A 12,983-nucleotide genomic window follows, 5' to 3' on the forward strand; every position below is an offset into this window, starting at 1 on the left:
CGCCGGCGCGGCCCAATGGCCGAAAATGCCGGTTATGGCCGATAAACGCATTTTTACGACAGACAAAATGCAGAAATAGGTATTTTCTATGAATGTTTAAATCGGCAAAGTTCCGCAGCGCTGTAAAGCCTGCGGGCCACCGGGGAAAGCGGTACGGTGATGCAGGATATGCAGTAAATTCATAGGGATAAAATGAGCTCCTGGCCGCCGGACCGCGCAGCGCGCCGCGACTGTCCCGCGCGCTTGCCGCACGCCGCAGCGAAAAACCGCGCCCGCGGCGGATACCCCCGCAAAACAAACGGTTGAAGTGATAATCGTTATCACTAACATATAAGCAACCCAGATTGGCTGTGGTCAAACACGAGTGTGAGGTAGACCCTATGCAAACGGAAAATGTCGGCACTTTTTCTCTGGATGAAAATGTCTGGCAAGGCATTGCGCTCAGCGACAGCGCCGTACAACAAATTACAAAACTGATGCAGCAGGATCCGCAGGTGCAAGGGCTGCAGCTGGGGGTGAAGCAATCCGGCTGCGCCGGGTTCGCTTACGTGCTGGATCTGACGCGCGAACCCGCCGAAGACGACCTGCTGTTCGAGCGCGACGGCGCCAAACTCTACGTGCCGTTGAAAGCCATGCCGTTTATCGACGGCACCACGGTGGATTTTGTCCGCGAAGGGCTGAATCAGATATTTAAATTCAATAACCCTAAAGCTCAGCATGCCTGCGGGTGCGGCGAGAGTTTTGGCGTTTGAGCGATGCAATCAACATGACACGAAGCAATGTAGAAATGCCTAATGAAGTACAGGCTTGGGTCAGCGAAGGTCGCTATAAAGAAGGTTTTTTCACCCAGCTGGCCACCGATGAGTTAGCCAAAGGCATCAACGAAGACGTGGTGCGGGCGATCTCGGCCAAGCGCAATGAGCCGGAGTGGATGCTCGAATTCCGCCTCGAAGCCTATCGCGCCTGGCTGCAGATGGAAGAGCCGCACTGGCTGAAGGCCAACTACGATCGCCTGAACTATCAGGATTACAGCTATTACTCGGCGCCGTCCTGCGGCAGCTGCGACGACGCCTGCGGCTCGCAGCCCGGCGCGGAGCAGCAGCCGGGTGCCGCCACCGACAGCGGTTATTTGACCAGCGAAGTGGAGCTGGCGTTCAACCAGCTGGGCGTGCCGGTGCGCGAGGGCAGCGAAGTGGCGGTCGACGCCATCTTCGACTCGGTTTCCGTCGCCACCACCTACCGCGAAAAGCTGGCGGAGAGCGGGGTGATCTTCTGCTCGTTCGGCGAAGCCATTCAGGAATACCCGGATCTGGTGCGCCGGTACCTGGGCCGCGTGGTGCCGTCCAACGATAACTTCTTCGCCGCGCTGAACGCCGCCGTGGCCTCGGACGGCACCTTCGTCTACGTGCCGAAGGGCGTGCGCTGCCCGATGGAGCTGTCGACCTACTTCCGCATCAACGCCGCCAAAACCGGCCAGTTCGAACGCACCATTCTGATCGCCGACGAGGGCAGCTACGTCAGCTATATCGAGGGCTGTTCCGCGCCGGTGCGCGACAGCTACCAGCTGCACGCGGCGGTGGTGGAGGTGATCCTGCACAAGGACGCCGAGGTGAAATATTCGACGGTGCAGAACTGGTTCTCCGGCGGCGAGAGCAAGGGCGGCATTCTGAACTTCGTCACCAAGCGTGCGCTGTGTGAAGGCGCCGGCTCCAAAATGTCCTGGACCCAGTCGGAAACCGGCTCGGCGATCACCTGGAAATACCCGAGCGTGATCCTGCAGGGCGACAACTCGATCGGCGAATTCTTCTCGGTGGCGCTGACCAGCGGCCATCAGCAGGCGGATACCGGCACCAAGATGATCCACATCGGCAAAAACACCAAGTCGACCATCATCGCCAAAGGCATCTCCGCCGGACACAGCGAGAATACCTACCGCGGCCTGGTGAAAATCCTGCCGGGGGCGGAAAACGCCCGCAATTTCACCCAGTGCGACTCGATGCTGATCGGGCCGGACAGCGGCGCCCATACCTTCCCGTACGTCGAGGCGCGCAATAACAGCGCCCAGCTGGAGCATGAGGCCACCACCTCGAAGATCGGCGACGATCAGCTGTTTTACTGCCTGCAGCGCGGCATCAGCGAAGACGACGCCATCTCGATGATCGTCAACGGCTTCTGTAAGGACGTTTTCTCCGAGCTGCCGCTGGAGTTCGCCGTCGAGGCGCAGAAACTTCTGGCCATCAGCCTGGAACACAGCGTGGGCTAACCGCCGAAATTTTAGCGCAACAGCGCTACCTGAGGACACAGCATGTTAAGTATCAAGAATTTGAAAGTCAGCGTGGAAGGCAACGAGATCCTCAAGGGATTGGACCTGGAGATCAAACCGGGTGAAGTGCACGCCATCATGGGGCCGAACGGCTCGGGCAAGAGCACGCTGTCCGCTACGCTGGCCGGGCGCGAAGAGTATGAGGTGACCGAAGGCGACGTCAGCTTCAAGGGCAAGGATCTGCTGGAGCTGGATCCGGAAGATCGCGCCGGTGAAGGGGTGTTTCTGGCGTTCCAGTATCCGGTGGAAATTCCCGGCGTCAGCAACCACTTCTTCCTGCAGACCTCGGTCAACGCGGTGCGCAAATATCGCCAGCAGGAGCCGCTGGACCGCTTCGACTTCGCCGATTTTATCGAAGAGAAAATCGCGCTGCTGGATATGCCGCCCGATCTGCTGACCCGTTCGGTCAACGTCGGCTTTTCCGGCGGTGAGAAAAAACGCAACGACATCCTGCAAATGGCGGCGCTGGAGCCGGATTTGTGCATCCTGGATGAAACCGATTCCGGCCTGGACATCGACGCGCTCAAAATCGTCGCCAACGGCGTCAACTCGCTGCGCGACGGCAAACGCGCGTTCATTATCGTCACCCACTATCAGCGCATTCTGGATTACATCAAGCCGGACTACGTACACGTGTTGTCCCAGGGACGCATCGTTAAATCCGGCGATTTCTCGCTGGTGAAACAGCTGGAGGAGCAGGGTTATGGCTGGCTTGCCGACGAACAATAATTCACGCGCGCTGCAGCAGTTGTACAGCCTGTTTGAAGCCCGCGGCGGCGAACACTCCGCCCATGCGCTGGCGCACTGGCAGCAGGCGCTGCGCCTGGGCTGGCCGACGCGCAAGCATGAGAACTGGAAATACACGCCGCTGGAAGGATTGCTGGAGCAGCAGTTCCTCGAACCGCAGGCCGAGGCGGTCAGCGCGGCGCAGCGCGACGCATTGGCGCTGGATATCGACGCTTACCGACTGGTGTTTGTCGACGGCCGCTACAGCGAAGCGCTCAGCGACAGCCAACTGGGCGATTACCAGTTCGATCTGGCCGCCTACGGCATTCCGCAGGCGCTGCCGGAGCCGATTCAGCCGGAGATTTTCCTGCACCTGACCGAGAGCCTGGCGCAGGAAACCAGCATCATCCGCCTGGCTGCCGGCAAGGTCGCCGAACGCCCGCTGTACCTGCTGCATATCAGCAGCGGGCGCGGCGGCGAGGGTGAGGTGAATACCGTGCATCATCGCCATCATCTGGAGATTGCGCGCGGCGCCGAGGCCGAGGTGATCGAACATTATGTCAGCCTGGACGGCGCCGCGCATTTCACCGGCGCGCGCCTGACCGCCAACGTGGCGGACAACGCCGGGCTGCGTCACTGCAAGCTGGCGTTCGAAAGCCGGCCGAGCTATCACTTCGCGCATAACGATCTGGTGATCGGCCGCGACGCGCGGGTGAAAAGCGACAGCTTCCTGCTGGGCGCCGGCTTGACCCGCCACAACACCAGCGCGCAGCTGAACGGCGAAGGCAGCGAGCTGGCGATCAACAGCCTGGTGCTGCCGGTCGGCAAAGAGGTATGCGATACCCGCACCTACCTGGAGCACAACAAGGGCTACTGCGAAAGCCGCCAGCTGCATAAAACCGTGGTCAGTGACCGCGCCAGGGCGGTGTTCAACGGCATGATCAAAGTGGCCAAGCACGCGATCAAGACCGACGGCCAGATGAACAACCACAACCTGCTGTTGGGCAAGGTGGCGGAGGTGGACACCAAGCCGCAGCTCGAGATCTACGCCGACGACGTCAAGTGCAGCCACGGCGCCACCGTCGGGCGCATCGATGAGGAACAGCTGTTCTATCTGCAGTCGCGCGGCATCGGCAAGCACGCGGCGCAGCAGATGATCATCTTCGCCTTCGCCGCCGAACTGACCGAAGGCATCGCCAATGAAACCATCCGCGAATGGGTGCTGGCGCGCATTGCGCAGCGCCTGCCGGGGGAGGCCGCATGAGTTATCCGATTGAGCGCGTGCGCAGCGATTTTCCGCTGCTGGCGCGCGAGGTCAACGGCAAACCGTTGGCCTACCTCGACAGCGCCGCCAGCGCGCAGAAGCCGCAGGCGGTGATCGATCGCGAGCTGGACTTCTATCGCCACGGCTACGCCGCGGTGCACCGCGGCATTCATACCCTGAGCGCCGAGGCGACGCAGGAGATGGAGGCGGTGCGTGAAAAGGCGGCGCGCTTTATCAACGCCGGCTCGGCGGAAGAGATCGTGTTCGTCAAGGGCACCACCGAGGGCATCAACCTGGTGGCCAACAGCTTCGGCCGCCATTTGCTGCAGCCGGGCGACAGCGTCGTCATCACCGAGATGGAACACCACGCCAACATCGTGCCCTGGCAGATGCTGGCGCAGGAGCGCGGGCTGGATCTGCGGGTCTGGCCGCTGCAGCCGGACGGCACGCTGGATCTGGCGCAGCTGCCGGGCCTGATCGATCCGTCGACCAGGCTGCTGGCGCTCACTCAGGTGTCCAACGTATTGGGCAGCGTCAACCCGGTGCGCGAGATCATCGCCCGGGCTAAGGCGCTGGCGCCGGCCTTGAAGGTGCTGGTGGACGGCGCGCAGGCGGTGATGCACCAACGGGTCGACGTACAGGCGCTGGACTGCGATTTTTACGCGTTCTCCGGCCACAAGCTGTACGGGCCTTCCGGCATCGGCATTCTGTACGGCCGCCAGGCGCTGCTGCAGCAGATGCCGCCGTGGGAAGGCGGCGGGGCGATGATCCAACAGGTCAGCCTGACCAACGGCACCACCTTCGCCGAACCGCCGTGGCGCTTTGAGGCCGGTTCGCCCAATACCGCCGGCATCATGGGGCTGGGGGCGGCGATCGACTACGTCAATGCGCTGGGGCTGGAGGCGATCCACGACTACGAGCAATCGCTGATGCACTATGCGCTCGAGGCGCTGCGGCAGGTGCCGACGCTGAAAATCTACGGCCCGACGGCTCGCGCCGGGGTGATAGCCTTCAATCTGGGCGAACACCATGCCTACGACGTCGGCAGCTTCCTCGATCAGTACGGCATCGCCATCCGCACCGGCCATCACTGCGCTATGCCGCTGATGGCGTTTTATCAGGTGCCGAGCATGTGCCGCGCCTCGCTGGCGTTATATAATACGCGGGAAGAGGTGGATCGGCTGGTGGCCGGTCTGCAGCGTATTCATCAGCTGTTGGGCTAGGCCGGGGTTAGCCCCGGCATGACTGAAAGGATCCTCATGGCGAATTTGCCGGACAAAGATAAATTGGTACGTAATTTCTCCCGTTGCCTGAATTGGGAGGAGAAATACCTGTACGTGATCGAACTGGGCGCCAAGCTGCCGGCGCTGGATGACGCCGAGCGGCAGCCCGGCAACCTGATTTCCGGCTGCCAGAGCCAGGTGTGGATTGTGATGAGCACCGATGAACAGGGGCAGGTTGAATTTCACGGCGACAGCGATGCGGCGATCGTCAAAGGGCTGTTGGCGGTGGTGTTTGTTCTTTATCGTCAGCTGACCCCGCAGCAAATTGTCGAACTCGACGTGCGGCCGTTCTTCGCCGAACTGGCGCTCAGCCAGCATTTGACGCCGTCGCGCTCCCAGGGGCTGGAAGCGATGATCCGCGCCATCCGCAACAAGGCCGCTCAGTTGCTCTGAGCCGCTTCCCATCGAAGCTACCAAGACTCGTTGATGCATTTTCTTTGTCAATGAGTCTTTACAATCCCTCTCCGCTGTCCCGCAGTGCGGGCTAAACCATTGACATTTCAGCAGCTTACCCATTGACGAACCGCTGACAATCACGCAGGGTGATTACGTTATAACGTGTTGATTTTTAGAGGAGTTATTGCCTTTGTTGCCAGCGTTGCTAGTATTAATCAGGTATTGTCTGATTTACCCACAGCCAAGTGCTCGTTAGCCTTGAGGCCGAACCGTAATAAAAATATAGGGATGATAATGAAACGTGCGTTGAGTTTAATGGGCATGCTGTTCGCCACCGTTCTGACCGGCACGCAAGCCGCCAGCGCGACCGAATATCCGCTGCCGCCGCCGGACAGCCGCCTGATCGGCGAAAACACCACCTATACCGTGCCGAACGACGGCCGGCCGCTGGAAGCGATTGCCGCCGATTACAAGATTGGCCTGCTGGGCATGCTGGAGGCCAACCCGGGCACCGATCCGTTCCTGCCCAAGCCGGGCACGGTATTGACCATCCCGACCCAGATGCTGTTGCCGGACACCAAGCGCGAAGGCATCGTGGTCAACCTGGCCGAGCTGCGTCTTTACTATTATCCGAAAGGCGAGAACAAGGTGATTGTCTATCCGATCGGCATCGGCCAGACCGGCATGCATACGCCGCTGCAGGTGACCTCGGTCAGCCAGAAAATCCCCAACCCGACCTGGACGCCAACCGCCAACATCCGCAAGCGCTATCAGGCCAAGGGCGTAACCCTGCCGGCGGTGGTGCCGGCCGGCCCTGAAAACCCGATGGGGCTGTTCGCCATGCGTCTGGCGATGGGGCACGGCGAATATTTGATCCACGGCACCAACGCCAACTTCGGCATCGGCATGCGCGTCAGCTCCGGCTGCATTCGCTTGCGTCCGGATGATATCGAAGCGCTGTTCAACATGGTGCCGCGCGGCACCCGCGTGCAGGTGATCAACGATCCGGTGAAAATCTCGATGGAGCCGGACGGCAAACGCTATGTGGAAGTGCACCAGCCGCTGTCGCGCGTCGAGAACGACGATCCGCAGACCATGCCGATCGCCCTGTCGAAGGACGAGAAAGCCTTCGCCGCCGACGGGCAGACCGATCGGGGCGTATTCGACAGCGCGGTTGTACGCCGCTCTGGCATGCCGGTACTGGTTAACGTGGGGCAGAACCCCTCTGAGGTGAGTTTGACGCCTGAAGCGGCGCCTGCGGCGAATAAGAGCCCATTCAAAGGCGGCGCGCCGATCAGCTCGGTGAATTAAGCCGGATTGACTGACTCGGGGTTCAGCTTGCTGAACCCTTTTTTTTGCGCTGGAGAGGGGGGCATGGCGCAAACGAAAAAAAACGGCGCACAGTGTGCGCCGTTTTCAATAACCGAAGCTAACTTACTTTTTGTAAGCGTGTGCTTGGTTGTCCAGACGCTGGTTAGCGCGTGCTGCGTCGTCTTTAGCAGCTTGAACGTCAGAACGCATTGCGTTCACGTCGTTGCTCAGCTGGTCAACTTTAGCGTTCAGAGTCTGAACGTCAGAAGACAGTTGATCGATTTTAGCGTTGCTAGAGCAGCCTGCCAGCATAGTGGAAGCCAGGATTACCGCGCCCAGTACCAGTTTAGTACGATTCATTATAACACCCTCTAGATTGAGTTAATCTCCATGTAGCGTTACAAGTATTACACAAACTTTTTTCGAAAGAGAATAATTTTTTTGTATTGGAGTGCTTTATTTTGATCGTTCGCTCAAACTTACATCTGCTTTGACAAAATGGTTAAAAAAACGAGGGAAAACAGCCGGATTCCATGGGACAACTCCTATTTGCAATTAGCCAAATAATGAGCAGCGTGCGGTTGCGTTTTTGAGAAAATAGTTTACTACTGCTAAAAAAAACGCCGCAAAGCGGCGTTTTGATCAAGGAAATTATGTCACGTTTTATATTATAGCACGTGAACCGAGGCCGTATTGGTGGTGCCGCTCGGCACCAGAGCGCCGGAAACCATCACCACCACGTCGCCTTTCTGCGCCAGGCCGCTGGCCAGCGCGGCTTCTTTGCCGATGCGGTAGAAGTCGTCGGTAGAGGCGATTTCCTTCACCATCTGCGGGATCACGCCTTTGCTCAGGATCAGCTGGTGGGCGGTGACTTCGTTGGTGGTCAGCGCCAGGATCACCGCGTTCGGGAAGTATTTGCGCACCGATTTGGCAGACTTGCCGCCGCTGGTGGCGACCACGATCAGCGGCGCGTCCAGTTTTTCCGCGGTTTCGACCGCGCCGCGGCAGACGGCTTCGGTGATGCGCAGCTTGCGGTTGTCGTTCAGGCTGTCGATGCGGCTCGGCATGACGCGATCGGTGCGCTCACAGATGGTCGCCATGATGCCGACCGCTTCCAGCGGATATTTGCCCTTGGCGCTCTCGCCGGACAGCATGACGGCGTCGGTGCCGTCCAGAATGGCGTTGGCGACGTCGCCGGCTTCCGCGCGGGTAGGGCGCGGGTTCTTGATCATCGAATCCAGCATCTGGGTGGCGGTGATCACCACTTTGCGCGCGCGGTTGCATTTCTCGATCATCATCTTCTGAGCGAAGATCACTTCTTCTACCGGGATCTCCACGCCCAGGTCGCCGCGGGCGACCATGATGCCGTCGGAGGCTTCGAGGATTTCGTCGAAGTTGTTCAGGCCTTCCTGGTTTTCAATCTTGGAGATGATCTGGATCTGCTCGCCGCCGTGGGCCTTCAGGTGTTCACGAATTTCCAGCACGTCGGAACGCTTGCGGATAAACGAAGCGGCAACGAAGTCGACGCCTTGTTCGCAGCCGAAGATCAGGTCGCGCTTGTCTTTTTCAGCCAGCGCGGGCAGCTGGATGGACACGCCCGGCAGGTTAACGCCCTTGTTTTCGCCCAGGTCGCCGTTGTTCAGCACCTTGCAGACCACTTCGTTTTCGGTCACGTGGGTGACTTCCATGCCGATCAGGCCATCGTCCACCAGCACGGTGTTGCCGATTTTCAGGTCAGCGGAGAAGCCGGCGTAGGTCACCGCAACGCGTTCGTTGTTGCCGATCACGCTCTGGTCGGTGGTGAAGGTGAAGGTCTGGCCGGCGACCAGAGAGGCGTCTTTGCCGCCTTCCAGCTTCATGGTGCGGATTTCCGGGCCTTTGGTATCCAGCAGGATGCCGGCGTTCATACCGGTTTTGGCCATCACGGCGCGCATGTTCTTGATGCGGTTGCCGTGCTCTTCATAGTCGCCGTGGGAGAAGTTGAGACGCATGACGTTCATGCCCGCGTTCAACAGATTGGTCAGCATTTCTTCCGATTCGGTTTTTGGACCGATGGTACAAACAATTTTGGTCTTTTTCATGACGGAGTTTTCTACAAGTTGTGATGGATAAAAAAACGAATAAAACCAGTGGTGGAACCACGGGTATGGAATTTGAGTCGTGCCTGGTGGTGCAAAACATAGTTAAGGATAGGTGACGACAGTCGAAGTGGTGCGGAAAAATTCGGCCCGCGCCGGGGTGCGGGGATGCTGCGCAACGGGATGAGATGAAAATGTGTTGTTATTGCGTTTTCGCAGATCAAGGGCTGAAACCATTCAACTGAAAGACGTTGCGCATTATAAAGGCTAAGCGGCGGGAAACAAAATAAAAAACCGAGCGGCGGGGCCGGATCCGTCAAATCGGCAGCAAATGTGGCGCAAATGCAAATCGGCAGGGGGCAGTTGTTGCGCAAATAACCTTGCTGTGAATGAAGTCTTTACCGCGGCCGGATTATTTCCAGCAGCGAGCCGGCGGCCAGGCAGAAGCAGCCGCTGGCGACGCGGGCCGCAATCTCGATGCTTTCACCGGCTGTCAGAAGGTGCTGATCGCCGCCGACGGTGAATTCGAACTCGCCTGACAGCACCCGGGTTTGCAGCGCGCAGTCGCGTTTTTGCAGCTGGCCGAAAGCGCCGGCGTCGAAGCGCACTTCCACCGCCGCCAGGCCGTCGCTCATGGTGCCTTCGCGCCGGGCCAGGCCATTGTCCAGCGGCTGAAACGCGGTCTTGGCGATAAATGTGGTCATGGTGCGCTCCTGATAGGCGAGGGTCGGAAGGGTAACGACGTGCCGGATGACGGGGTCGAGTCGGGACAGATTAACGGAAATCTTGCAAACGCGGGAGAGAACCGGAGAAAGCAATTTTTGGTGCGTCCGAGTGGACTCGAACCACCGACCCCCACCATGTCAAGGTGGTGCTCTAACCAACTGAGCTACGGACGCACTGCACTGCTTCAGAATTTGGTGCGTCCGAGTGGACTCGAACCACCGACCCCCACCATGTCAAGGTGGTGCTCTAACCAACTGAGCTACGGACGCACTGAACTGCTTCAGGAATTTGGTGCGTCCGAGTGGACTCGAACCACCGACCCCCACCATGTCAAGGTGGTGCTCTAACCAACTGAGCTACGGACGCATATTTTCCTGTCTGTCATGGCTGACAGCGGGGACGAATATTAACGAGCTACCTGCGCGCTGGCAAGGGGAAAAACGCAATTTCATTCGGTATTTCACGCGATTGCTGCGCTTGTGTGCAGTAAGGCGGTTTTTTCCGCAAACTCTGATGAGGAAGCCACCGGCCGGGCAGGCGCCGGCCGGTGGCATGCTTAGCGGGTGGAGCGCTGCAGGATCAGCGCGGTCGGCTGCTTTTGCAGCCAGCGCATGCGCAGCGCCATCATGATGGCGGCGAAGGTCAGCCCGATGATAAAGCCGATCCAGAAGCCGCTCGGCCCCATCGCCGGCACCAGCATGTCGGTCAGCGCCAGCAGATAGCCGCTCGGCAGCCCCAGCACCCAGTAGGCGATAAAGGTGATGAAGAAGATCGCGCGGGTATCTTTATAGCCGCGCAGCACGCCGCTGCCGATCACCTGGACCGAGTCGGAGATCTGGTAAATCGCCGCCAACAGCATCAGCTGCGACGCCATCGCCACCACCGCCGGGCTGTCGTTGTACAGCAGGGCGATCGGCTCGCGGAAGGCGGCGGTGAACAGCGCGGTGCAGGTGGCCATGACGATGCCGACGCCGATGGCGGAGTAGGCGGCCACCCGCGCGCCCTCGACCGAGCCTTCACCCAGCCGGTAGCCGACGCGAATGGTGGCGCCAACCCCGAGCGACAGCGGCAGCACGAACATCAGCGCGCTGAAGTTGAGCGCAATCTGGTGGCCGGCGACCGACACTATCCCCAACGGCGACACCAGCAGCGCCACCACGGCGAACAGCGTCACCTCGAAAAACAGCGCCAGCGCCACCGGCATGCCGATGCCGATCAGGCGTTTCAGCGCCGCCCAGTCCGGGCCGCCGCGATCGCCTTCCAGCCGTTTGATGTCGCGCTGCGACGGCGCGCGTTTGACGTACCAGCGCATCATCAGGAACATCAGCCAGTAGACGCTGCCGGTGGCCACGCCGCAGCCGACGCCGCCAAGCTCCGGCATGCCGAACTTGCCGTAGATGAAGATATAGTTGATCGGAATGTTCACCAGCAGGCCGATAAAGCCGATCACCATGCCCGGTTTGGTTTTGGACAGCCCTTCGCACTGGTTGCGCATCACCTGGAAGAACAGATAGCCCGGCGCGCCCCACATGATGGCGTGCAGATAGCCAACCGCCTTGTCCGCCAATTGCGGATCGATGTTGTGCATCATGTCGATGACGAACTTGCAGTTGTACAGCACCGCAATCAGCAGCACCGAGACGCCGGAAGCCAGCCAGAATCCCTGGCGCACCTGGTGGGCGATGCGATCGCGGCGGCCGGCGCCGTTGAGCTGGGCGATCACCGGGGTCAGCGCCAGCAGCAGGCCGTGGCCGAACAGGATCGCCGGCAGCCAGATAGAGGTGCCAACCGCCACCGCCGCCATATCCGTGGCGCTGTAGGCCCCGGCCATAATGGTATCCACCACGCCCATGGCGGTTTGCGATATTTGCGCGATGATTACCGGAATGGCGAGAGCCAATAAACTACGCGCTTCAATTAAGTACTTCTGCACGCATACACCTTTTCTATTATTTATGATGGAGGGAGGGTCGTCGCGAGAGGACAACAATTAAAAATAGCGGAATTTTGTCAAAAAGAGTGTACCTGCTCGGCGTGGTTAAGCCAACGTTGTGATCGAATAGTTATTAAATGCGCAGACGCAGATTTTTTGCCGCGGCGGATTTGGTTTTCCGCGCCAACTGGGGCAAACTGCCGGAAGCGCTTTTAACACATTCAGCAAGAAGAGGCTTACATGTTCACCGGTATCGTACAGGGCACAGCGCCGCTGGTCGCCATTGATGAAAAACCCAACTTCCGCACCCACGTGATTGAAATGCCGACCGAGCTGCTGCCGGGGCTGGAGCTGGGCGCCTCGGTGGCCCACAACGGCTGCTGCCTTACCGTGACGGCGGTCGAAGGCAACCGCGTCAGTTTCGATTTGATCAAGGAAACGCTGCGCCTGACCAACCTTGGCGAACTGGCGTTGGGCGACGTGGTCAACATTGAGCGCGCGGCGAAATTCAACGATGAAATTGGCGGCCATCTGATGTCCGGCCATATTATCTGCACGGCAGAAGTCGCCAAGATTTACACCTCGGAAAATAATCGCCAGGTGTGGCTGCGCATGCCGAATGCCGAATTGATGAAATATGTCCTGCATAAAGGGTTTATTGGCATCGACGGTATTAGCCTGACCATCGGCGAAGTGGTGAATAACCGTTTCTGCGTGCATTTGATCCCGGAAACGCTGGAGCGCACCACGCTGGCCAAAAAGCGCCTGGGCGATAAAGTGAATATCGAAATCGACCCGCAGACGCAGGCGGTGGTTGACACCGTCGAGCGGGTGCTGGCCAGCCGCGAGGCGACCCTGGCGGCGGCGATGGCGCCGGCGCATAAAGACTGACCGCGGTTCGGGCGTTGACGCCGGGATCGCATCCTAACCAGAGAGGAGAAAC

General features: G+C 59.5%; 12 protein-coding genes and 3 tRNA genes. 8 read left to right on the forward strand and 7 right to left on the reverse strand.

The annotated features are described in order from the left end of the window. Positions 1 to 380: 380 nt before the first annotated feature. The 7 genes from sufA to D7I37_RS18950 all read left to right on the forward strand — a co-directional run bounded on the left by sufA (position 381) and on the right by D7I37_RS18950 (position 7,303). Complete coding sequence (sufA, locus tag D7I37_RS18920) at positions 381 to 752, forward strand: Fe-S cluster assembly scaffold SufA (RefSeq protein ID WP_061795512.1); 372 nt, start codon at positions 381 to 383, stop codon at positions 750 to 752. A 14-nt stretch (positions 753 to 766) separates the two neighbouring features. After that, positions 767 to 2,263 (forward strand): Fe-S cluster assembly protein SufB, encoded by a 1,497-nt coding sequence (gene sufB, locus D7I37_RS18925; RefSeq protein ID WP_061795538.1) that lies wholly within the window; start codon positions 767 to 769, stop codon positions 2,261 to 2,263. 42 nt (positions 2,264 to 2,305) lie between these two features. Next, positions 2,306 to 3,052, forward strand: coding sequence for a Fe-S cluster assembly ATPase SufC (gene sufC, locus D7I37_RS18930; RefSeq protein ID WP_061795513.1), 747 nt, complete (start codon positions 2,306 to 2,308; stop codon positions 3,050 to 3,052). After that, entirely contained in the window at positions 3,027 to 4,313 is a 1,287-nt protein-coding gene (gene sufD / locus D7I37_RS18935) for a Fe-S cluster assembly protein SufD (protein WP_129544168.1), read from the forward strand. Before sufC ends, sufD begins: the two co-directional genes overlap by 26 nt. Then, on the forward strand, positions 4,310 to 5,536 hold the full coding sequence (gene sufS / locus D7I37_RS18940) for a cysteine desulfurase SufS (protein WP_095097270.1): 1,227 nt from the start codon (positions 4,310 to 4,312) through the stop codon (positions 5,534 to 5,536). The genes sufD and sufS overlap by 4 nt, the downstream gene beginning before the upstream one ends. A gap of 36 nt (positions 5,537 to 5,572) precedes the next feature. Further along, positions 5,573 to 5,989, forward strand: a complete 417-nt coding sequence (sufE, locus tag D7I37_RS18945) for a cysteine desulfuration protein SufE (RefSeq protein ID WP_061795516.1) — start codon at positions 5,573 to 5,575, stop codon at positions 5,987 to 5,989. A 297-nt stretch (positions 5,990 to 6,286) separates the two neighbouring features. Then, the gene (locus D7I37_RS18950; protein ID WP_061795517.1) at positions 6,287 to 7,303 is read left to right on the forward strand and encodes a L,D-transpeptidase family protein; all 1,017 of its coding nucleotides are present in this window, start codon (positions 6,287 to 6,289) and stop codon (positions 7,301 to 7,303) included. Positions 7,304 to 7,426: 123 nt separating this feature from the next. Here D7I37_RS18950 and D7I37_RS18955 read toward each other — a convergent pair whose 3' ends face one another. The 7 genes from D7I37_RS18955 to D7I37_RS18985 all read right to left on the reverse strand — a co-directional run bounded on the left by D7I37_RS18955 (position 7,427) and on the right by D7I37_RS18985 (position 12,040). After that, on the reverse strand, positions 7,427 to 7,663 hold the full coding sequence (locus tag D7I37_RS18955) for a major outer membrane lipoprotein (protein WP_061795518.1): 237 nt from the start codon (positions 7,661 to 7,663) through the stop codon (positions 7,427 to 7,429). Positions 7,664 to 7,971: 308 nt separating this feature from the next. Continuing rightward, positions 7,972 to 9,384 (reverse strand): pyruvate kinase PykF, encoded by a 1,413-nt coding sequence (pykF, locus tag D7I37_RS18960; protein WP_061795519.1) that lies wholly within the window; start codon positions 9,382 to 9,384, stop codon positions 7,972 to 7,974. Between the two features lie 395 nt (positions 9,385 to 9,779). Continuing rightward, entirely contained in the window at positions 9,780 to 10,085 is a 306-nt protein-coding gene (locus D7I37_RS18965; RefSeq protein WP_129544169.1) for a cupin domain-containing protein, read from the reverse strand. Positions 10,086 to 10,203: 118 nt separating this feature from the next. Beyond that, positions 10,204 to 10,280, reverse strand: a tRNA-Val gene (locus tag D7I37_RS18970). A gap of 19 nt (positions 10,281 to 10,299) precedes the next feature. Next, a tRNA-Val gene (locus D7I37_RS18975) sits at positions 10,300 to 10,376 on the reverse strand. Positions 10,377 to 10,396: 20 nt separating this feature from the next. Further along, positions 10,397 to 10,473: transfer RNA gene (locus D7I37_RS18980), tRNA-Val, on the reverse strand. Between the two features lie 190 nt (positions 10,474 to 10,663). Further along, the gene (locus D7I37_RS18985) at positions 10,664 to 12,040 is read right to left on the reverse strand and encodes an MATE family efflux transporter (protein ID WP_061795539.1); all 1,377 of its coding nucleotides are present in this window, start codon (positions 12,038 to 12,040) and stop codon (positions 10,664 to 10,666) included. Positions 12,041 to 12,280: 240 nt separating this feature from the next. On the opposite strand from D7I37_RS18985, the gene D7I37_RS18990 reads away from it, so the two are divergent. Beyond that, positions 12,281 to 12,931 (forward strand): riboflavin synthase, encoded by a 651-nt coding sequence (locus D7I37_RS18990; protein WP_061795540.1) that lies wholly within the window; start codon positions 12,281 to 12,283, stop codon positions 12,929 to 12,931. Positions 12,932 to 12,983 lie beyond the last annotated feature (52 nt).

This window comes from Serratia sp. 1D1416, assembly GCF_003641105.1.
Lineage (GTDB): Bacteria > Pseudomonadota > Gammaproteobacteria > Enterobacterales > Enterobacteriaceae > Serratia > Serratia ficaria.

Bases quoted from the DNA above. Each gene is read 5' to 3' on its own strand.
- sufA (WP_061795512.1), top strand. From the start codon at position 381: ATGCAAACGGAAAATGTCGGCACTTTTTCTCTGGATGAAAATGTCTGG.
- sufB (WP_061795538.1), top strand. From the start codon at position 767: ATGACACGAAGCAATGTAGAAATGCCTAATGAAGTACAGGCTTGGGTC.
- sufC (WP_061795513.1), top strand. From the start codon at position 2,306: ATGTTAAGTATCAAGAATTTGAAAGTCAGCGTGGAAGGCAACGAGATC.
- sufD (WP_129544168.1), top strand. From the start codon at position 3,027: ATGGCTGGCTTGCCGACGAACAATAATTCACGCGCGCTGCAGCAGTTG.
- sufS (WP_095097270.1), top strand. From the start codon at position 4,310: ATGAGTTATCCGATTGAGCGCGTGCGCAGCGATTTTCCGCTGCTGGCG.
- sufE (WP_061795516.1), top strand. From the start codon at position 5,573: ATGGCGAATTTGCCGGACAAAGATAAATTGGTACGTAATTTCTCCCGT.
- D7I37_RS18950 (WP_061795517.1), top strand. From the start codon at position 6,287: ATGAAACGTGCGTTGAGTTTAATGGGCATGCTGTTCGCCACCGTTCTG.
- D7I37_RS18955 (WP_061795518.1), bottom strand. From the start codon at position 7,663: ATGAATCGTACTAAACTGGTACTGGGCGCGGTAATCCTGGCTTCCACT.
- pykF (WP_061795519.1), bottom strand. From the start codon at position 9,384: ATGAAAAAGACCAAAATTGTTTGTACCATCGGTCCAAAAACCGAATCG.
- D7I37_RS18965 (WP_129544169.1), bottom strand. From the start codon at position 10,085: ATGACCACATTTATCGCCAAGACCGCGTTTCAGCCGCTGGACAATGGC.
- D7I37_RS18990 (WP_061795540.1), top strand. From the start codon at position 12,281: ATGTTCACCGGTATCGTACAGGGCACAGCGCCGCTGGTCGCCATTGAT.